Source organism: Corynebacterium halotolerans (assembly GCF_050107895.1).
GTDB lineage: Bacteria > Actinomycetota > Actinomycetes > Mycobacteriales > Mycobacteriaceae > Corynebacterium > Corynebacterium halotolerans_B.
Genome location: NZ_JBNILW010000007.1, coordinates 106,841 through 127,094 on the forward strand (window position 1 = coordinate 106,841; position 20,254 = coordinate 127,094).

The following is a 20,254-nucleotide window of genomic DNA, read 5'->3' on the forward strand; positions in this document are numbered from 1 at the left end:
GATCGTGCGGATTCCGGTGGTGGCCGGGCGGAGAGAACCTGGCCCGGCTGACCCCTTCCGGGGAGGCGCTGACGGACCTGGTCGGGGCGGCGAGGTTGAGAACTAAAACTCCTGCCTGATTCTCATGCAGCATGCGTCACAATCTGATTTCCTGAGAGCTGTCGCACACCGCAACACCTTCTCACAGAGCCCCAAGGAGCCTGTCATGTCCGTTGCCCACCCCACGCCGAAGACGACGTCGCAACGCCGCGTCGCCTTCGCGACCATCGCCGGGACGACCGTCGAGTGGTATGACTTCTTCATCTACGCCCAGGCCGCCGGCCTGGTGTTCTCCACCCTCATGTTCGAACCCGCCGGGCCCCAGTTCGGACTGATCCTGTCCTTCGTCTCCGTCGGCATCAGCTTCCTGTTCCGCCCGCTCGGTGCGTTCCTGGCCGGCCACCTCGGTGACCGCTTCGGCCGCCGCGTCGTGCTGGTGGCCACCCTGATCCTGATGGGTGTCTCCACCACCCTGATCGGCGTGCTGCCCACCTATGCCATGGCCGGCATGGCCGCCCCGATCCTGCTGGTGCTGCTGCGCATCATCCAGGGCATCTCCGCCGGTGGCGAGTGGGGCGGCGCGGCACTGATGGCCGTCGAGCATGCTCCGGCGCACCGCCGCGGGCTGGCCGGCACCTACCCGCAGCTCGGCGTGCCGCTGGGCATGCTGCTGGCCTCCGCCGTCTTCGCGTTGATGACCGGCGTCATCGCGCCGGGTGACGCCTTCCTGGAGTGGGGCTGGCGCGTGCCCTTCCTGATCAGCTTCGTGCTGGTGCTCATCGGCCACTTCATCCGCCGCTCCGTCGATGAGTCCCCGGTGTTCCAGGAGATCGTGGAGCGCAAGGAGCAGACGAAGGCCCCCATCTTCAAGCTCTTCAAGTTCCACTGGCCGCTGATCATCTGCGCCGCTCTGCTCTTCGCCGGCAACAACGCGGGTGGCTACATGACCACCGGTGGGTTCCTCACCGCCTACGCCACCAACCCCGACGGGCCCATCGCCTTGAACGCCACCCCGGTGCTGCTGGCGGTGACCTTCGCCTCCGGGGTCTGGTTCTTCTCCACCCTGTTCGGCGGCATCATCAGCGACCGGTTGGGTCGGCGCACCACCTTCCTGCTGGGTTACGCCTGGCTGGTGCTCATGGCCTTCCCGCTCTTTCTGCTGATCAACACCGGTGACATCGTTTTCCTCACCCTGGGGATGAGCCTGTTCGCCGTCGGTCTCGGTTTCACCTACGGCCCCCAGGCCTCCTGGTACGCCGAGCTCTTCCCGGCCAACGTGCGCTTCTCGGGGGTGGCCATCTCCTACGCGCTCGGCGCCATCGTCGGTGGGGCCTTCGCCCCGACCATCGCGCAGGGTCTGCTGGGGGCCACCGGTTCCACCCATTCGGTCTCGATCTACCTGATCGTCATGTTCCTGATCTCCACCGCCGCTGCCCTGCTGTTGCAGGATAAGCCGGGCCGTTCGCTGGGTATCGACGGCCAGCGGGACCAGGAGCGCTACGCCCTGCTGCGTGGCTCCCGGGCCCGGCAGCAGAACCGCGAAGCCGTGGAAGCGGTCTGACCTACCCGGCCCGGTCGTTCCGGGAAACCCGATGCGACGACGCCCCGCCCCGGAGAGCTTCCGGGTCGGGGCGTCGTCACGCGTGGGTGACGCCTACGGGTTACGCGGGCCGCGGGGGCCGTAATCGAAGTCCGCGGTCATCGGGCCGAAGGCCTGGAGACCCGCCGGTGCGTCCTCCGGATCCAGGTGGACCTCCAGGAAGGCGCCGGCGTCCGAGGCCTCGATCTGGGTCAGTGCCTCCTCCAGTTCACCCTCCGTGGCCGCGGAGTAGGAGACCATGGTGGTGTCGGGGCGGAAGACCTTCGGCAGCTGCCCATAGTTCCAGTTCGCCACGTCGTTGTACTCGGAGTTCATGCCCAGGATGAAGCGCTCGATGGTGTAGCCGCGGTTGTTCACCAGCACGATGATCGGGGCCTGATCCTCGCGCAGGATCGTGGACAGCTCCTGGGCGGTCAACTGGAAGGAACCGTCACCGATGAACAGGACATGGCGGCGGTCCGGGGCAGCCAGCTGGCTGCCCAGCAGGGCCGGCAGGGTGAAACCGATGGATCCCCAGATCGCGGAGTTGATGTACTTCGCTCCCGTCGGCAGCGTCTGCGCGCCCAGGCCGATATTGGAGGTGCCGGCCTCGGCGATGATGACGTCCCCGGAACGCAGGAAGCCGGTGAACCGCGGCCACATCCGGGCCTGGGTCAACGGGGAATCGGCCTGCACGGTCCACTCCGCCGGTTCCGGGCGGACTGCGGTTTCCCCGCCGGTGGCTGCCGGGATGCGCTCCAGCAGGACGTCGAAAAGCTCCAGCACGGTGATGCCCACGTAGTGCTCGCCGCCGATGCTCACGTGCTGGTCACCGAAGTCCAGGGTGGCGTGGGCGGGCAGCTGGTGGGTGAAGGCGCCGGAGTTGCCCTCAATGAAGCGCGGGGTGGTGGTGATCAGGAAATCGGAGTTCTCGACGGCTTCCCGCACCGCCGGTGCCGAACCGGCACCGTTGTAGGTGCCCAGGTAGAGCGGGTGCTGCTCATCGAGCGTGCCCCGGCCGGAACTCAGGTGCGCGTAGGGGGTGCGGGTCTTTTCCGCGATCGCCTGCAGGGCGGGGACGAAACCGTGGCGGTCCGCGTCCAGGTCCGCGAGGATCACCGGCCGCTCGGCGGCGCCGAACATCGCCAGGATCCGCTCGGCGGCGGCCTCCAGCCGCTCCGGGTCACTAGTGGGCAGGCTGGTGCGGAAGGGGGTCTCGGGGACCTCGATGGTCAGGTGCGAGATGTCCGAGGGCAGCTGCAGGTGCACCGGCCGCTTCTCCTGGATGCAGGTGTGCAGCACCCGGTCGATCTCCTCGGCGGCGTTCATGGGGGTCAGGCGCACCGCTGCCGCGGTGAACTCCCCGATGCTGGCCAGCATGTTGCTGAAGTTGCCGTCGGCCAACGTGTGGTGCAGTGCGTAGCGGTCCTCGGTGGCGTACAGCGGCGGAGCACCGGCGATGGAGACCAGCGGCACGTGCTCGGCGGCGGCTCCTGCGATGCCGTTCAGGGCACTGAGCTCCCCGACCCCGTAGGTGGTCAGCAGGGCGGAGTTGCCCCGGGACCGGGAATAGCCGTCCGCGGCGTAGGCGGCGTTGAGCTCATTGCAGGTGCCGACGAACCGGATGCCGTCCGCCTCGTCGACCTGCTCCAGGAAGTTGAGGTTGAAGTCACCGGGGACACCGATGATCTCGGTGATGCCCATGGCCTTGAGCCGGTCGAGCAGGAATTTGCCGATGGTGGTGCGCATTGAGTTACTCCTTGGTGGTTGTGGGATTGGGGTCGCGTGCCGCGGGACGCCGGCACCGGTTGCTCTTCATTATCACCGATCATTACTCCCGACGGGTGGGAATCATACTTTCATCTGGTGGGAGGTTCCGGCGTGCGTTCCGCCGCTGGTGGGCACGCTGGCCGAGCCAGATGAGCGCCAGGGCGGCGACCCAGGACGGCAGGGCGAACAGCGCGACCCGGTAGTCCGGCAGGAAGGCCATCAGGACCAGGAGCAGGGCGAAGAACGCCAGACACCCGTAGTTGGCGAGCGGGAAGAAGGGGGCCCGGTAGGCGGGGACCGCCCCGGACCGGTACAGCTGCCGCCGGAACCGCAGGTGGGACAGAGCGATGGCGGACCAGGAGATGATCTCGGCTCCCAGGATGATGGCCATCAGGGCGAAGAGCAGCTGCCCCTCGAAGAAGAAGTTCAGCAGCACCGCCACGCCCATCAGGCCGGAGTTGAACAGCAGGGCGCGCAGCGGCAGGCCGCGCGCGGTGGTGCGGGCGAAGAAGGGCGGTGCCTGGCCGTTCAAGGCCAGATCGCGCAGCATGCGGCCGCCGGAGTAGGTCATGTTGTTGAACACCGACAGTGCCGCGGACAGCACGACCACGTTGAGGATGACGGCGGCGCCACCGATACCCAGCCCCATCAGGACCCGGACGAAGGGGCTGGAATCGGCGTCGATGTCATTCCAGGGCCAGAGCAGCAGCATGATGCCCACGCCACCGACGTAGAAGACGATGATGCGGTAGATGACGCTGTTGATGGCCTTCGGGATGTTGCGGGAGGGGTTCTCCACCTCGCCGGCCGCGGTGCCGATGGAGACGGTGCCGCCGAAGGTGAAGGTCACCGCGACCAGGGAGAGCATGAACCCGCCCAGGCCGGTGGGGGCGAAACCGCCGTGCTCCCAGAGGTTGCTGAAACCGATCGCCGGTTCCGGGCCGATGCCGAAGACCAGGCACAGGCCGAGCACGATCATGGCCACCAGGGCGACGACCTTGATCATGGACATCCAGAACTCCACCTCGCCGAAGGCGCCGACGTGGATGAGGTTGATGCCGGTGATCACCACCAGGGCCACCAGAGCGGTGGTCCAGTGCGGCAGGCCGGGGAACCAGAAGTCCATGAACACCCCCGCAGCGGTCAGCTCGAGCATACCGACGACGATGCAGGTGAACCACCAGTTCCAACCGGTGATGAAACCGGCGACCGGGCCGATGAACCTCCTGGCGTAGTAGGCGAAGGAGCCGGAGACCGGGTGGGCCACGGCCATCTCGCCGAGCATCCGCATGATCAGGAAGATCATGGCACCGGCCACGGCGAAGGCCAGCAGCACCGCCGGGCCGGCGAGCTGGATGCTGGCGCCGGACCCCAGGAACAGGCCGGTGCCGATGGACGAACCCAGGGCGATCAGCTGCAGGTGGCGGGACTTCAGGCCGCGTTTGAGGCCCGTGTCCTGCGAAGAACCCGGCTGCGCCTCTGTCGTCGGGGTCACCGGTGCTCGGTCGTGGGTGGAGGTCAGCTGATCGGTCATGCCGGCACCGTGGCCTCACGGGCGGGAAACAGCAGCTCGGTGCACTGCCGGTACGCGTTGGCGGTGGGGGTGATGCCCAGCTCGCGGGCCTGTTCCAGGTTCTCGCGGGTCTTGCGCGGCACGGTGGCCGTCACGCGCTCCCGCAGGCTCTCCGGGGAGGAGCCGGCACCGTTGAGGTACTCCTCAGCACCGCCCATGACGCCACCGGTGTTGTGCCACCATTCGGTCTGGAAGAGGATGCCGCGGTCCGCCAGCAGTTGGGCCAGCCGCAGCTCCTCATCCTGGTTGGTGGCCTTGATCTGGTTGTTGGCCGGGCCGAAGACGTAGGCGTAGCGCAGCGTGGGGATGGACTTCTCGGTCAGGATCCCGCCGATCGCGGACGGGCAGAGGATGTCGGCCTCGAAGGTCAGTACCTCGTCCACTCCGATCGCATCGATCACCACGCCCGGGTGCGCGGCGCGCAGGGCGTCGATACGCGCGGGATTGATATCGGCGACGGTGAGCTCCGCACCGGCGTCGATGAGGTGGCCGGCCAGATACCAGCCGACCGCACCCAGGCCCATGACCACGGCGGACCTGCCGCTCAGGTCACCGCTGCCCTCCCGGAAGCGCACGGCCTCCCGGAGGGCGAGGAAGGACCCCAGGGCGGTCGGGGTGCCGGACTCACCGATCGGCGAGCTGGGACCGTTGGTGAACTGGCTGGAGAAGTGCTCGTTCATCACATCGGCCACGGCCGTGTCCAGGCTCATGTCCGGACTGGTCATGGTCCGGCAGCGGTCGACGGCGAAGGCCAGGAAACCCAGGGTCTCCAGGTCATCCAGCTCCGGCTCGGTCATGTGCAGGGTGGTCTTGCAGCCGCCGAAGCTCAGGCCGGCGGCGATGTTCTTGAAGCTCATGGCGCGGCCGAGGTTGAGACCGTCGATGATGACGTCCAGCTCCGGGGTCGCCGGGTCGTGGCGCCGGGTGCCGCCGGCCATGATGGCGTGGTGCTTATTGCGCAGACCGAGCTTCCGGCTGTGCTGGTGGCACATGAAGCGGATGTTCCGGCCCTGGTGGAAGTACACCTCGATGCCCTCGTGGCGGCCCTGACGCAACAGGTCGAGGATCTCCGCGAGGTAGCCGTCCAGACCGTGCTCGGCGAACAGGGCGTGGACCTGCGCGGTGCCCAGGCTCAACGGCTCCGCGGTGAGGGTGGTGTGGGCGTGGAAGTCCCGGGTGTAGCGGGAGAAGTCCAGGTCCCGGTCCCACTCGCGGGCAGCGAACAGCGTGTGCTCATCGGTGCGCCAGTTGTACTGCAGTTTCAGGGTGGTCAGTCCGGCCTGCGCCAGCGGGGTGAAGATGCTGCGGTCCACGAATTCTCCTTGGGGTAGGGAGGGATGATGACCGGATCTGGTGTGATCCCGGTCATGCTTACGAGTTCTCATCGTGCTGGATCACGTGCAGGTTTGTCACTGGGCGGACGTTGAAGATAGTTTCGACATATGTCGAAGAGTCTGGGTGGTGCCGCGGAGAACCTCAGCCGCATCCAGGAAATGGCTGATGAGCTGGCGCACCAGTTGGGCCGCTCCGTGGAGGTGGACACCCCGTCCTTCGAGGTGGTGTGTGCCAGTGCCCAGATCGGCGCGATCGATGAGCGCCGGATCGCCTCCATCATCCACCGCTCCCCTCCCCCGGAACCGGTCCCCTGGCTGCTCAGCTACGGCATCCGCGAGGCCGAGGGACCGGTCCGACTGCCCGCCAACCCCGACTACGGCATGCTGCCCCGGGTGTGTTTCCCTGTCCGCGCCCGCGGCACCCTGCTGGCCTACCTCTGGCTCTTCGACGAGCCCCGGCTGAACGACGCGGAGATCGCGCAGGTGGAAGAGTTCACCACTCCCCTGGCTGAGCTCTTCCGTGACGGTGACAGCGCCGCCGGCGACCAGGCGGCGGCGCTGGCCGCACTCGCGGCGGACATCCTCGCCGGCACGGAAGGAACGCTTGCCCGGGCGCAGGAGGGCGGGCATCTGCCGGGCGACGGCCAGCTGACCCTGCACGTGATCCGGCTCCGCAACGCGGGTGACGACGCCCCGGCCGCAACGGAGAGCGACCCCGCCCGCCGGCTCCAGCTGGAACTGGGCCGACTGCACCGCCACCGCCCCTTTCTGGTCACCACCGAGGCCGACGCCCTGCTGGTGCTCGAACGCGCCCGGTCAGCGGCGGACACCGCCCGGGTGCTCGACGAGGTCCGCCGCGCCGGGATCGTCACCGCCTCGGAGGTGGCGGCGGTGGGCTCCGCGCACATCACCGGCCCGGACCTGGCGCGTCCCGCCCTGCGCCGGGCCCGGTTCATGTCTGACGTGGCGGTGCTGCCGGGCCACCATTCCGGGCAGCTGGCCTGGGAGGACGCCGGCGCCTGGCGCCTGCTTTACGGCTGGGAACTGTCCGACGCCACGGTGCCCGCGCTGAGCGAGGACGCGCACCGCCTGATCCTGGCGGGCGGCCGCAGCCACTGGTCCACCCTCCTGTGTTATCTGGACAACGCCCGCAACACCACACTGACCAGCGAGCAGCTGTTCATCCACCGGGCCACCCTGCACTACCGCCTGGAGCGGGTCCGGGAGATCACCGGCGGCGCCGCCCTGGACGACGGCTGGCGGGCCACGGCCCTACACGCGGCGCTGCGGTTGCATGCGGGGTTGCGGGGGTAGGTGATGGGCGGCTGGGTGTCAGCGAGGAGCCGTGGAGGGGTGACTGTGCTGTTGGCCAACAAGAACTCCTCTGACAGGGAACCCAGGAAAAATCTCCAAAAGGTTTCCGAGGGGCCAACTTCAACGATAAACCGCTGCTCTTAATTGCTTTTTCTGGCGTTTGACGCTGGGAAGCACCCTGGGAGTCGCGGAAGATGTCCTCCCACGCCAAAGCTCCGGTTTCCGCTATTGATCCGTCCCGACAACCGCCGCAGTTCACGGTTCTTGCGGGGTTCCGGAAATGACAGAGTTCAGAGTCTTCAGATGGTCTTCGGAGGCAACACCTCGCGCAGTTTCTGATTATCCGCCGGGACCACAGACCATCTGTGACAAGCGCACCGGCAGCACTGTGCTCCCGGCAATGATGAAAGGGAACCGCTTTATACATCTTGATAGATCGCCGATCTATCAAGACCTATCCACAAGGAAATTACCGCGGTGCGGAGCCGGTGCAGCGCTGGTTTCGCGGCGTCGATAAGCAGCCCCCAGCCCGCATCCCACCACGGTGATGTCGCCCCCACCTACTACACTGTCTAACCATGACGAATCCGAGCGAAGGCACCTCTACTCCGGAGCACCGGTACACCCCGGAGCTGGCCAACTCCATCGAGCGCACCTGGCAGAACTACTGGACCGAGAACGGCACCTTCAACGCGCCGAACCCGGTCGGCGATCTCGCCCCGGTCGACGGCGGCGAGCTGCCGGAGGACAAGCTCTTCGTCCAGGACATGTTCCCCTACCCCTCCGGCGCCGGTCTGCACGTCGGCCACCCGCTGGGGTACATCGCCACGGACGTCTTCGCCCGCTTCAACCGCATGCTGGGCAAGAACGTCCTGCACACGCTGGGGTATGACTCCTTCGGCCTGCCCGCGGAGCAGTACGCGATCCAGACCGGCACCCACCCGCGGACCACCACGATGGCCAACATCGAGAACATGAAGCGCCAGCTCGGGGCGCTGGGTCTCGGCCATGACCAGCGTCGCTCCGTGGCCACCACGGACCCGGAGTTCTACAAGTGGACGCAGTGGATCTTCCTGCAGATCTTCAACTCCTGGTTCGACGTCGCCCAGCAGAAGGCGCGGCCAATCGCGGAGCTGTACCCGATGCTGGAGGCCGGCGAGGTCTCCATCCCCACTGAGTTGGCGGAGAAGCACGGCACCGCTTTCGCGGCCCTGGACAAGGTGGCCCGCGAGGAGATCATCGATGCCTTCCGGCTGGTCTACCGCTCCAACTCCACCGTGAACTGGTGCCCCGGACTGGGCACCGTGCTGGCCAACGAGGAGGTCACCGCCGAGGGCCGCTCCGAACGTGGCAACTTCCCCGTCTTCCGCAAGAACCTCTCGCAGTGGATGATGCGGATCACCGCCTACTCGGACCGCCTGATCGACGACCTGGAACTGCTGGACTGGCCCGACAAGGTCAAGGCCATGCAGCGCAACTGGATCGGCCGTTCCCGCGGTGCCGAGGTGGACTTCACCTGCCAGGACCATCCGATCACCGTGTTCACCACCCGTCCGGACACGCTTTTCGGTGCCACCTACATGGTGCTGGCGCCGGAGCACGAGCTGGTGGACACCCTGGTGGCCGGTGGCACCGGCTCCTACGAGGGCGTCGACTCCCGCTGGACCAACGGCAAGGCCACCCCGGCCGAGGCCGTCGACGCCTACCGCGCGTCCATCGCCGCCAAATCGGACCTGGAGCGCCAGGAGAACAAGGAGAAGACCGGCGTCTTCCTGGGGGCGTACGCCACCAACCCGGTCAACGGTGACCAGATCCCCGTCTTCATCGCCGACTACGTCCTGACCGGCTACGGCACCGGCGCCATCATGGCTGTCCCGGCGCACGACACCCGTGACTACGAGTTCGCCACCGTCTTCGGCCTGCCGATCATCGAGGTCGTGGCCGGTGGGGACATCGCCCAGGAGGCCTACACCGAGTCCGGTGAGGCGGTGAACTCCGCTAACGACCGTGGCCTGGACATCAACGGCCTGGCCAAGGACGCCGCCATCGAGCGCACCATCGATTGGCTGGTCGCTCAGGAACTGGGCCGGGAGAAGATCCAGTACAAGCTGCGCGACTGGCTGTTCGCCCGCCAGCGTTACTGGGGTGAACCCTTCCCCATCGTCTACGACACCGACGGCGTGGCCCACGCCCTGCCCGAGGAGATGCTGCCGATTGAGCTGCCTGAGGTCGAGGACTACAAGCCCGTGTCCTTCGATCCGGAGGACGCCGACTCCGAGCCCTCTCCCCCGCTGGCTAAGGCCCGTGAGTGGGTTGAGGTGGAACTGGACCTGGGCGATGGCAAGCAGACCTACTACCGCGACACCAATGTGATGCCGCAGTGGGCAGGTTCCTCCTGGTACCAGCTGCGTTACATCGATCCGACCAACAGCGAGCAGTTCTGCAACCTGGAGAACGAGCGCTACTGGACGGGGCCGCGCCCGGAGAAGCACGGGGTACATGACCCGGGCGGCGTGGACCTGTACGTGGGCGGCGTGGAGCACGCCGTGCTGCACCTGCTGTACTCCCGCTTCTGGCACAAGGTGCTCTTTGACCTCGGTCATGTGACCTCGAAGGAGCCTTACCGTCGCCTGTACAACCAGGGCTACATCCAGGCCTACGCCTACACCGATGCCCGTGGCGTCTACGTCCCGGCCGCAGAGGTCGAGGAGCGCGACGGCAAGTTCTTCTATCAGGGCGAGGAGGTCAACCAGGAGTACGGCAAGATGGGCAAGTCACTCAAGAATGCCGTGGCCCCGGACGACATCGCCGAAAACTACGGTGCGGACACCTTGCGCGTCTACGAGATGTCAATGGGGCCGCTGGACACCTCGCGGCCCTGGGCCACCAAGGACGTCGTGGGTGCGCAGCGTTTCCTGCAGCGCCTGTGGCGCCTGATCATTGATGAGAACACCGGGAAGGTGCTGGCCACCGGCGGTGACCTGACCGACGAGGACAATAAGCAGCTGCACCGCACCATCGCCGGCGTGCGGGAGGACTACGAGCACCTGCGCGTGAACACCGTGGTGGCCAAGCTGATCGAGTACGTCAACTACCTGACCAAGACCTACCCGGGCCCGGTACCGGCCGCCGCGGTCGAGCCGTTGGTGGTCATGGCCGCACCAGTGGCCCCGCACATCGCGGAGGAACTGTGGCAGCGACTGGGCCACGAGGAGACCGTGGCCTTCGAGAGCTTCCCCACTTGCGAGGAGAAGTGGCTGGTCGACGACGAGATCGAGCTGCCGGTCCAGATCAACGGCAAGGTCCGCTCCCGGATCATGGTGCCGGCCGACGCCGCACAGGACGACATCGTCGCCATCGCCGTGGCCGATGCGAATGTGGCCTCCCACCTGGAGGGCAAGAACCTGGTCAAGCAGATCGTGGTCCCGGGCCGCATGGTCAACCTGGTGGTGAAGTAGGCGCAGTAGTCTTCGCGATAGCCGACGGCAAGGGCCGGTGCGGAGGCATTCTGCTCTGTGCCGGCCCGCGTCGTCGGTGAGACCATCGATGCTGCCCGTGGCGTTCGGCCGAGGGGCTTGCGCGGGTCAGCGTTTTCCCCTAATCGTCCGCCGGGAGTTGCAGGGTCTGAACTGAATGGCGCTTCAGGATGTCGATGACGGCCCGATGCGCCGGGCTAACAGGCAGATGCTCAGGAATGCAGGCGACGACGCCTTGTGCGGGGAGTTCACCGGTCAGGGGGACGGCTGTCAGTGGTTTCCCTTCATCCGAAGTGAAGGAGAGCCCAGGGCTGACGACGGGGCTGACGGCGAGATTTCTCCCCACCAGGTTCTTGATCACGTCGGTGCTTGTGGTCTGCCAGTGAACGGCGTGGGCAACGCCGTGGCGCCGGAGCAGGTCGTGGAGGAGTTCAGAAACCGGGTTCAGTGACCGGATGATGAGGCGTTCATCGCCGAGTTCATTGAGTGCGATGCTCCTGCGGTGTGCGAGCGGGTGGTCTGCGGACACGAGAACCCGGAACTGCACCGGGGCGATGGGGACCACCCGGACGCCCGGCTGCACGTGATTGCGGAAACCGATGATGATGTCGAGTGTCCCGCGGCGCAACCGGTCGTGTAGGACGTTGAAATCTGATTCCAGCAGTTCGATTCTGACATCCGGGTAGTGTTCGGAGAAATCGGCGATCACCGGAGGCACCGCCCATCCCGACAGGGTGGGAAAGGTGCCGATCCGCAGGATGGGCTTCATTCGCTCCGCAGCGGCGTCAATGAGAAGCGGTAGACGTTCCACCGACTGGAGGATCTCCCGGGCGTGGGTGACAACCTCCTCCCCGAGGTCGGTGAGTGTGACCCCTCTGGAACGTTGACGGCGAGTCAGGACAGCCCCGAGGGAGCGTTCCAATTCATCGAGTGACTGGCCTACCGCGACGGGTGACACATGACATTGTGCAGCGCCTTTACTGATCGATCCCACATCAGCGACAGCGACGAGATATTCGAGCTGGCGGAGCGTGACTTCATTCATAACCAGCAGTTTACAAGATAGTCACTTAAACAAGGTTTACTTTTGTTAGCCAAGGCTGATTTCTGCGTTATGGTGCTGTGTGTCACATAGAAAGTTGTCAGAGAGGTAAGCCATCGTGAGCACAGTAACTGAACCCCGAGTGATCACCCTGGGGACTGGCGGAGGCCCGAAAGTATGGACCAGCCCTCACCAGGAGGATCTTCCGCGCAATGGCATCGCCACGGCCGTCGTGGTTGGTGAGCGGTGGTACCTGGTCGACGCGGGCAACGGCACCTTCACCCAGCTGAAGCGGGCCGGCCTGGACGTCTCCCGGCTGGGCGGAATCTTCCTGACTCACCTGCACTCCGATCACATCGTCGACCTCAATTCAGTCGCCCTCTTCGGGATGTTCGACCTCGTCGGCGAGCTGCCCTCCATCCCGATCTACGGCCCCGGCGACAGGGAGGTACTCCCGGAGACATCTCCTCGGGCCCAATCACCGGTGGAGCCGATTTACCGGGAGGATCCCACTCCGGGAGTATCCAGTCTGTTCCGGTCCCTGATGCACGCTCACGCCACCGACCTCAACGATCGCATCCTGGATGCCCTGCGTCCTTCACCGCTTGATGTGTTTGTTCCGCAGAACATCGCAATTCCTGCGGAAGCGAATTTCCATGCGAATGACAATCCTTCCCCTCTGATGGATCCGTGGGTCATTCATGAGGATGACCGTGTCCGGGTCACCGCCACCTTGGTCATTCACCCGCCCATCGCTCCGGCCTTTGCGTTCCGCTTTGACACTGAGGGTGGCAGCGTCACCATCTCCGGCGATACCCGCCCCAGTGACAATCTGGTCACCCTGGCGGAGAAGACCGATCTGCTCCTGCACGAAGCCATCGACTTTGACTGGGTGAGCACCGTATATCCCGGGAGGACTGAGCTGGAACGCGCTTCCGCGGATCACCACCGGAAGTCGCATACCAGCCCTGTTGAAGCCGGGGAGATTGCCGCCCGTGCGGACGTCGGCCGACTCGCCCTGCACCATGTCGTTCCCGGTAACAGCCCGCGAGCCGTGTTCCAGGCGGCGGCAACCAGTTTCGCGGGAGAAGTCCTCGTTCCCGATGATCTCGATGTCATCGCACTGAATTCCCTACGAGTGCGTTAGCCCGAACAGGAGAAGGCAACCAATGGAGACCACCAGACAACATATTCTGCGTGCCCGGGCTGTAATGGCCGTCGTCGTGCTCGCCGGACTATTGCTCAGCGGGTGCCAGGCCAATGCCCAGAGCGTCGGTGAATACCCGAGCAAACGGGTTCAGTTGCTCGTCGGCTACGGGGCGGGTGGCGCAAACGACACCACCGCTCGCTCCTTCGGTCAGGCCTTTGAGGAGGTCAGTGGCGAGACCATGCTCGTGGTCAACCGGCCCGGCGCCGGCGGCATCATCGGTGCAACCGAGGCCATGCTCGACGCCCCGGACGGCCACCGGCTCTTCCTCGCCCCGATCGCGGCGTTTACCTCCGCCCCACTCCAACAGGACGTGCGCTACGGTGACGAGGACTTCCGCTCCTTCGCTGTGCTGACGGAACAGCCCTTGGTCATGGTGGCACCGGCGGACTCGCCCTACGACTCCATCGAGGATCTCGCCGAGGCGGAAGGTCCCCTCACCCACACCACTTTCGGTGAGGGGCACATGACCCAGCTGGTTGCCGGAGAGGTACTGCACTCTCTCGACGTCGAGTCGCAGGCGATCCCCTTCGACGGCTCCCCCAGCGCCGTTCAGTCGGTGGTCAACGGCGAATCCGACCTCGGTGTCATCGATATCACCAGCGCCCGCCCGCGGGTGCAGTCAGGTGACCTGAAGGCGCTGGCCGTGACCGGACCGGTCCGGGCGGAAGGACTCGAGGATGCCCCCACCGTCACGGAAGCCGGCTTCCCGGAGGCGGACTACGTGGTCTCCCAGGCGCTGGTGGGTCCCGCCGACGTGCCGGACGAGATCGCCGAGGAGATTGAGAAGTTAGCCGCGGAGGCCGTGAAGCAACCGGTCTTCCGGGACTACCTGGAGACCACCGGCAGCCATCTTCCCGACTCCCCCGGGCCGGAGTGGATGACTGATTACGTACCCGCGGAGCGAAACCGCACGGAAGAATCCTACGACAAACTGGGGGTGGAACGATGACCCAGCTGGATAACACCAGGGAACAACCCGTCAGGGCCCCCGTGATGAGGGAAGTAGAACCCGTGATGACGATAACTGGACAGTCTGAGATACCGGAACCGGAGGAAGTCGCAGTTCACACCGGAAAACGTGCCCCGGTGATCTCGGAGTGGCTGACCTGCGCCGCGATCGCGCTCATGACGGTCATCGTCATAGCGCAGATGTTCGGCATCGGGGTCGGCACCCTCTCGGAGCCGGGGCCGGGGCTGTGGCCCCTGATGATCTCCGTGGTCATCCTGGCCGCAGTTCCATTCGCGGTGTTGGACAAGTCCGCGTCCGAATCTTACCGGGTTGCATCGATGGCTCGACCCGCTCTCATGGCAGCTGCGCTGCTGGCCTTTCTTCCGCTCTACCCGCTCCTCGGGTTCATTCTGGCGACCTTCGTCACGATGTTCGTCATCACCCGGTGGGTCTGCCACGAAGGGTTGATCACCTCCGCGCTAGTCAGTCTGGTCACTCCAACTGTGGCCTACCTGCTGTTCGGTTTCGTTTTCAAGGTCGCACTGTCTCCCCTCCCACTATGGCTGGGTCTGTGATCCCACCCCGACACTGAAAGAAGAGAAGCCATGGACATCCTTTCCAGTCTCGGCGCTGGGTTCGAAGTAGCCTTCAGCCCGGTCAACCTGTTTTACGTCACCCTGGGCGTGGTGGTGGGAACCGTCATCGGTCTCATCCCCGGCCTGGGCCCGGTGACCGCTATTGCGCTCCTGCTGCCCCTGACATTCAATCTCGACGCCCCCACCGCCATCATGCTGCTGGCCGGAATCTACTACGGGTCCATGTACGGCGGCCGCATCCCGGCGATCCTGCTCCGTCTGCCCGGCGATGCATCCGCGGTGGTCACCACCTTCGACGGCTATCCACTGGCACAACAGGGCAAGGCCGGATCAGCGCTCAGTCTCACCGCGATCGGCTCGTTCATCGGTGGCACCGTGGCCATCATCGGCCTGACGTTCCTCGCCCCCACCTTGGCGAACCTGGCCGCTGGCATCGGCGCCCCCGATCTCTTCGCCCTGGCTCTGATCGGCCTGCTCATGATCGTGTTCATCGGGCAGGGCTCGAAGGCGAAAGCTCTCATCACCGGTGGCCTGGGTATCCTCGTGGCCACCATCGGTCTCGACCCGATAAGTGGCACTGAGCGGCTGACCTTCGGTTCACTGGACCTGCTCTCCGGCATCGACATTGTGGCGGTGGCCGTGGGATTGTTCGGCATCGGCGAGACCCTATACAACGCCGAGCACGGCTTCCACGCCGGCATGAAGAAGATGAAGTTTGACCGGATGCTCCCATCCAGAGCAGACTGGCTGCTTTCCCGGATGGCGATCTTGCGCGCCTCGATTCTCGGCTTCTTCGCCGGTGTCATTCCCGGCGGTGGTGGAACGGTGTCTTCTGTTCTCGCCTACGGCGTGGAGCGCAAGATCTCGAAGCACCCCGAGAAATTCGGCAAGGGCGCCATTGAGGGACTGGCGGCCACCGAGACCGCGGACAATGCTTCGTCCAATTCGGCGTTCATCCCGCTGTTGACGCTGGGCGTCCCGCCAAACCCGGTTCTCGCCCTCATCTTCGGTGCTCTCCTACTGCAGAACATCACTCCTGGTCCGACCATGATCAATGATCACCCGGAGGTTTTCTGGGGAGTCATCGCCTCCATGTACATCGGCAACATCCTGCTGCTCGCCCTCAACCTTCCACTCATCCGGGTCTTCGTCCAAGTACTGCGCCTGCGGGGCAGCCTCATGGCACCGATCATCCTCGTCGTCGCTATCTGCGGTGTGTTCAGTGTGAGGAATTCCATCTTCGATGTCGGCGTGGCAATCGTCTTCGGCATCGTCGGCTACCTGTTGCGCAAGGCATCCTTCGACCTCGGGCCATTCATTCTCGGCTTTATTCTGGGCCCCATCCTGGAGGTCCAGTTCCGCCGCTCCCTGCTCATCTCCGACGGTGATTTCGGGATCTTCCTGGAGCGTCCCCTTTCCCTTGCCGTGATCCTCATAGTCACGGCGGTGCTGATCCAGACCTTGCTCAGTAAAGTCCGGGCACGCCAGCGCAAGCTGCGGGAACAGGCGCATCCCGAGTCGATCTACGTCTAGGGCAAGGCACCATGGATTCTTCTCCGGCTGATCAGAAATCACACGAAGCGGTAGTGGACAAGCGTTCTTTTCTGGCGCGGAACCTACTGCCCGAAGGGGTGGAGCCGGACCCCCGGTTCACGCTGGCTAATGAACGAACCTTCCTGGCCTGGACCCGGACCTCCCTGGCTTTCCTGGCCGGCGGTATCGCCCTGGCGGCCTTCCCCTTTCCCGATACCTCGGCTGCGACGCAGTCCGCGACGGCGGTGTCGATCATTGTCATCGGCCTGCTGATCTCCACGGGGGCGGCAGTGCGGTGGATCCGGGTCGAACGCGCCATGCGGACCGGGGGCCCGCTGCCGGTGCCCGCCATCGTCCCCCTGATCGCCATAGTGGTGATCGTCGCCTGCGCGATTGCGATATGGAGCCTGCTCTGATGACGCTGGTCGCCCGTCTGCACAATGACCCGGGGCTGCAGCCGGAACGCACCTCATTGAGCTGGGCTCGGACCACCGTGTCCTTCGCGGTGACCGGTGCGGTGCTGCTGCGGTGGGCCAATCATTTCCCGGCACTGATCTACGCGCTCGTCGCCGTAATGTCCATGATGGCGCTGGCCATCTACCTCACCCAGCGCCGGCGCTACCTCCGTGCCGGATCGGGGCTGGCGGAGGGGAGAATAGAAGCCAGTGTCGGAACGGTGCTGGCCATGATGCTGGGCCTGGTCCTGTTGGGAATCGCCGGCCTGGTTCTCGTCTACCTCGGTGTGTCGCCGTGAACCCTGTGCCGCAGAGCCGGGAAAGCAGATCTGGGGAAAGAGCGTTGAGACTGAGGCGGGGATAGAACGCTGGCATGGCCCTCATAGCTACTCCCAGCCCGCGTAACTTCAGTCAGGCAGGCAGACTCCTCTGTCGGACACCACAGTTAATCCGGGAGCGAAATGACTTGTGCTGCGCTACAAGTTCTCTATCTTTCCGGTCCAGCTCCGGACTTCTCACGGGCAGACAGATTATGGTGAAGGGGATATGGCGACCGAGCCCCGGCTGCGCAGCCGGGGCTTCGTTCTGTTCCCGGCCCGGCGAAGATGACGCCGGAGCCGATCCGATGCCTGTCTAGGGCGTGATCATCCCACCGGTGACGGCGAGGGTCTCGCCCATGACGTAGGACGCCTCGTCAGAGGCCAGGAACACGTAGGCACCGGCCAGCTCCACGGGCTGCCCCGCACGGCCGAGGGGAGCCATGTCGTCGAAATTGGTCAGTGTCTCCTCCGGCTGACCATGGCTGGGCTGCAGCGGGGTCCAGATCGGACCCGGTGCCACGGCGTTGACGCGGATCCCCTTGGGAGTCAACTCCTGGGCCAGGCCCTTGCTCAGGTTGTTCATCGCCGCCTTCGTCATCGAGTAGTGCATCACCGGCGGGGAGGGCTGATAGGACTCGACGGATGAGGTGAAGATGATCGCCGAGCCGGGTTCCAGGTGCGGTAGGGCCGCCTTGGTCACCCGGAAAGCGGAGTAGACGTTCGACTTCATGGTGGCGTCGAATTCCTCGTCGGGCAGCTCCGCGAGACTCTCGAACCAGATCTGTCGGCTGGCGTTGTTGACCAGGATATCCAGGCCCCCGAAAGCCTTGACGGTCTCCTCGACGATCTTCTCGCACTGGGCGAGTTCCTGCAGGTCGCCGGGCAGAGCCAGGGCCTGCTGGCCGGCGTCCTCGATCGCCTTGATCACCCGCTCAGCGTCGGGTTCTTCCTCCGGGAGGTACGAGATGGCAACATCGGCGCCCTCACGGGCGTAGGCGATGGCCACGGCGGCACCGATGCCGGAATCCCCGCCGGTGATCAGGGCCTTGCGGCCCTTCAGGCGGTCATTGCCTTTGTAGGTTTCCAGGCCGATGTCGGCGGTGGGGGTCATTTCCACGTCCAGGCCTGGGTGCTCCTGGAGCTGATTCGGCGGGTTGACCTTGGGGAACAGGGTGCGAGGGTCGTTCAGGGAAGTCATTCTATGGTCCTTCCTGGCAGTTGCTGCTTGATGTGTGACGGCCTGCGTCACCCGAGGGTAGTGAAAGCCGGTTGTCTCCGTCGCCCTTATCCGGGATTGGCAGGTCAGGCGGTTTCGGGGCAGCTAGTCCAGGAGGAAGGGAAATTCCTCTTCCTCGGTGAGAGCCTTATCGAAGACCTCGGCCAGTTCGTCGGGCCGTTCCCCCTGTTCTTCGAAGCGCTCGAGGAGCCGGCCCAACCGGTCCAGCTCATCGAGGGTGAGCCGCAGCGGGTGCAGTCGATAGCCGTCCGGATGCACCCGTTGGTGTTCCACGCAGGTGGCGTAGAAGATGTACGGGTCGGTCCGTTTGGCGTCCAGCGCGGTGTACCAGCCCCACTTCCCGGTGATGCCCGCTAAGAATTCGCGGGTCTGCGGTAACAGCCAGGGGTTCGAGGTCGGGCAATCGTGGATGAAGAGTTCCAGCGTCCCTCGTGCGGTGCGTGTGAAATCGCTGATACCCAGGCCGTCGTTTTCGAGCTGGCGACCGAAGACCTTGAGGGCGGGCGGAACGATACCGGACTCGACCACCGCCCAGGGCAGGCTGAGTTGCCAGCTGCCGAGTTTGTAGATATTTCCCTCCAGGACGTATTCGCCTGTTTCCCGGCTGGAGTAGATCAAGGGGAATAGGAAGGCGGCGTCAGCCTCCAGGGGCAGGTTCTCCCGGCAGGCGGCGTGGTAGAGCTCCAGCGCGGAATTCGTCCGCTCACTGAAGAATGCTTGACTACCGAGCAGGGTGTCTGGGTTGTGGAAGACGTCCAGTACCCGGAAGTGCCGCAATGCCTCAGCCAGGGTGGCCACCGGAACTTCGGAATGGGATTCGGCCGACTCCCGGTCGCGGTTCTCCAGGATCTTCACATTGGGGATTAGATCCAATATCCGGCGGGATACGGGTGGCCAGTCATAACCGATACTGAAGTACTCGTGGACGTCCAGGTCAGTGTCGACGAAATCCGGATCCCAAGAATCCGGGTCCGCGGTCACGGCAGCACATAACCAGTCGAGGTCGTTGGGGAATCGGAACATGGGCATCGGCCATTCTTTAGTTGTCGGGAACGTTTCCCGGTGATCCTCGCATTCCACCCGGACACCGCAGACAGACCCTCGCCCAGATTTTCTAATACAGTTGTGGTACTTCAAGGGCCGGGAACGGATTCTGGGACAGGTTGCCAGCTGACAATTGGGTTTCCTGCCAGGCCGCGTACAGGTGAGCTCGCTACGGTCTGTCGCATGGTCATGCAGAAGACAGAGACGCAACGTAACTTCGTCGCCTTCGCCCTGGGCATCGTCGGGGTGACGGTGATGATGCTGACTCTGATGAAGAGTCAGTTCGTCATCGGCGATCTGTGGAATCCCGCGGCCCATCAGCAGCGCTCATTGGATCTCGTCCTGTTCAACGGTTTCGTCGACGCGCCGGTCTGGTACGGACCCTGGGTCAACAGCGTGGGCAACGTGCTGCTCTTCCTGCCCGTCGGCGCGCTGGTGCAGGACCTGCTCCAGCGCAGCAGCCGGCATCCGGTGCTCTGGGCAATCCTCATCGGTTTCACGGCCAGCTTGGGCATCGAGGTCGCTCAATTCGTCTTTGCCGTCGGCTATTCGGATGTCGATGATCTGCTGCTCAACACGGTGGGAGCGGCCCTCGGTGCCTGGTGGGCCGCACGTACCGGATCGCGCAGCCGCCGGGTGTTCACCATCGTCGCGGTGGCCGGTTGTCTGGCGGTCCTGACCGCGATGACGGTGGGATAGCTCAGTATCAGTCGTTGTGGTCAGCTGGGTCAGCAGTCGGCAGGTTCAGGGGTGTCGGGTAGGTAGCGGCTACTGCTGGTTTGT

Annotated in this window: 16 protein-coding genes; 10 read left to right on the forward strand and 6 right to left on the reverse strand. The window is 64.9% G+C overall.

All coding sequences use genetic code 11. The features are described 5' to 3' along the window. Window positions 1–205: 205 nt before the first annotated feature. Complete coding sequence (locus ACQCVD_RS08620) at window positions 206–1,600, forward strand: MFS transporter (protein WP_426823329.1); 1,395 nt, start codon at window positions 206–208, stop codon at window positions 1,598–1,600. A 93-nt stretch (window positions 1,601–1,693) separates the two neighbouring features. On the opposite strand, the gene ACQCVD_RS08625 is transcribed toward ACQCVD_RS08620, so the two are convergent. From ACQCVD_RS08625 to ACQCVD_RS08635, 3 genes are all read right to left on the reverse strand, one after another. Continuing rightward, window positions 1,694–3,367, reverse strand: a complete 1,674-nt coding sequence (locus ACQCVD_RS08625; RefSeq protein ID WP_426823330.1) for an alpha-keto acid decarboxylase family protein — start codon at window positions 3,365–3,367, stop codon at window positions 1,694–1,696. 82 nt (window positions 3,368–3,449) lie between these two features. Further along, entirely contained in the window at window positions 3,450–4,922 is a 1,473-nt protein-coding gene (locus tag ACQCVD_RS08630) for an amino acid permease (protein WP_426823331.1), read from the reverse strand. Next, the gene (locus ACQCVD_RS08635) at window positions 4,919–6,274 is read right to left on the reverse strand and encodes a Glu/Leu/Phe/Val dehydrogenase family protein (protein ID WP_426823332.1); all 1,356 of its coding nucleotides are present in this window, start codon (window positions 6,272–6,274) and stop codon (window positions 4,919–4,921) included. Before ACQCVD_RS08635 ends, ACQCVD_RS08630 begins: the two co-directional genes overlap by 4 nt. 129 nt (window positions 6,275–6,403) lie before the next feature. Here ACQCVD_RS08635 and ACQCVD_RS08640 point away from each other — a divergent pair, with 129 nt between their 5' ends. Together ACQCVD_RS08640 and leuS are read left to right on the forward strand one after the other, a co-directional pair. Continuing rightward, window positions 6,404–7,609, forward strand: coding sequence for a PucR family transcriptional regulator (locus ACQCVD_RS08640; RefSeq protein ID WP_426823333.1), 1,206 nt, complete (start codon window positions 6,404–6,406; stop codon window positions 7,607–7,609). Between the two features lie 578 nt (window positions 7,610–8,187). Beyond that, entirely contained in the window at window positions 8,188–11,067 is a 2,880-nt protein-coding gene (leuS, locus tag ACQCVD_RS08645; protein WP_426823334.1) for a leucine--tRNA ligase, read from the forward strand. Between the two features lie 139 nt (window positions 11,068–11,206). On the opposite strand, the gene ACQCVD_RS08650 is transcribed toward leuS, so the two are convergent. After that, window positions 11,207–12,130 (reverse strand): LysR family transcriptional regulator, encoded by a 924-nt coding sequence (locus ACQCVD_RS08650; protein WP_426823335.1) that lies wholly within the window; start codon window positions 12,128–12,130, stop codon window positions 11,207–11,209. A gap of 115 nt (window positions 12,131–12,245) precedes the next feature. Between ACQCVD_RS08650 and ACQCVD_RS08655 the strand changes: the two genes are divergently transcribed. The 6 genes from ACQCVD_RS08655 to ACQCVD_RS08680 all read left to right on the forward strand — a co-directional run bounded on the left by ACQCVD_RS08655 (window position 12,246) and on the right by ACQCVD_RS08680 (window position 17,169). Then, window positions 12,246–13,274 (forward strand): MBL fold metallo-hydrolase, encoded by a 1,029-nt coding sequence (locus ACQCVD_RS08655; RefSeq protein WP_426823336.1) that lies wholly within the window; start codon window positions 12,246–12,248, stop codon window positions 13,272–13,274. Between the two features lie 22 nt (window positions 13,275–13,296). Further along, window positions 13,297–14,286 carry a Bug family tripartite tricarboxylate transporter substrate binding protein gene (locus ACQCVD_RS08660; RefSeq protein WP_426823337.1) on the forward strand — a complete coding sequence of 330 codons (990 nt, stop codon included), beginning with the start codon at window positions 13,297–13,299 and terminating at the stop codon, window positions 14,284–14,286. A 65-nt stretch (window positions 14,287–14,351) separates the two neighbouring features. Further along, window positions 14,352–14,861, forward strand: a complete 510-nt coding sequence (locus ACQCVD_RS08665; RefSeq protein WP_426823338.1) for a tripartite tricarboxylate transporter TctB family protein — start codon at window positions 14,352–14,354, stop codon at window positions 14,859–14,861. 30 nt (window positions 14,862–14,891) lie between these two features. Then, window positions 14,892–16,415 carry a tripartite tricarboxylate transporter permease gene (locus tag ACQCVD_RS08670; protein WP_426823339.1) on the forward strand — a complete coding sequence of 508 codons (1,524 nt, stop codon included), beginning with the start codon at window positions 14,892–14,894 and terminating at the stop codon, window positions 16,413–16,415. Between the two features lie 53 nt (window positions 16,416–16,468). Next, a complete protein-coding gene (locus ACQCVD_RS08675) occupies window positions 16,469–16,831 on the forward strand; it encodes a YidH family protein (protein ID WP_426823340.1) in 363 nt (120 codons plus the stop codon). Next, entirely contained in the window at window positions 16,831–17,169 is a 339-nt protein-coding gene (locus ACQCVD_RS08680; protein WP_426823341.1) for a DUF202 domain-containing protein, read from the forward strand. Before ACQCVD_RS08675 ends, ACQCVD_RS08680 begins: the two co-directional genes overlap by 1 nt. A 334-nt stretch (window positions 17,170–17,503) precedes the next feature. On the opposite strand, the gene ACQCVD_RS08685 is transcribed toward ACQCVD_RS08680, so the two are convergent. Then, entirely contained in the window at window positions 17,504–18,388 is an 885-nt protein-coding gene (locus ACQCVD_RS08685; RefSeq protein WP_426823342.1) for a glucose 1-dehydrogenase, read from the reverse strand. A gap of 123 nt (window positions 18,389–18,511) precedes the next feature. Then, window positions 18,512–19,456: a hypothetical protein gene (locus ACQCVD_RS08690; RefSeq protein WP_426823343.1), complete on the reverse strand. Its 945-nt coding sequence runs from the start codon at window positions 19,454–19,456 to the stop codon at window positions 18,512–18,514. 198 nt (window positions 19,457–19,654) lie between these two features. Here ACQCVD_RS08690 and ACQCVD_RS08695 point away from each other — a divergent pair, with 198 nt between their 5' ends. After that, on the forward strand, window positions 19,655–20,170 hold the full coding sequence (locus tag ACQCVD_RS08695; protein WP_426823344.1) for a VanZ family protein: 516 nt from the start codon (window positions 19,655–19,657) through the stop codon (window positions 20,168–20,170). Window positions 20,171–20,254: the final 84 nt, after the last annotated feature.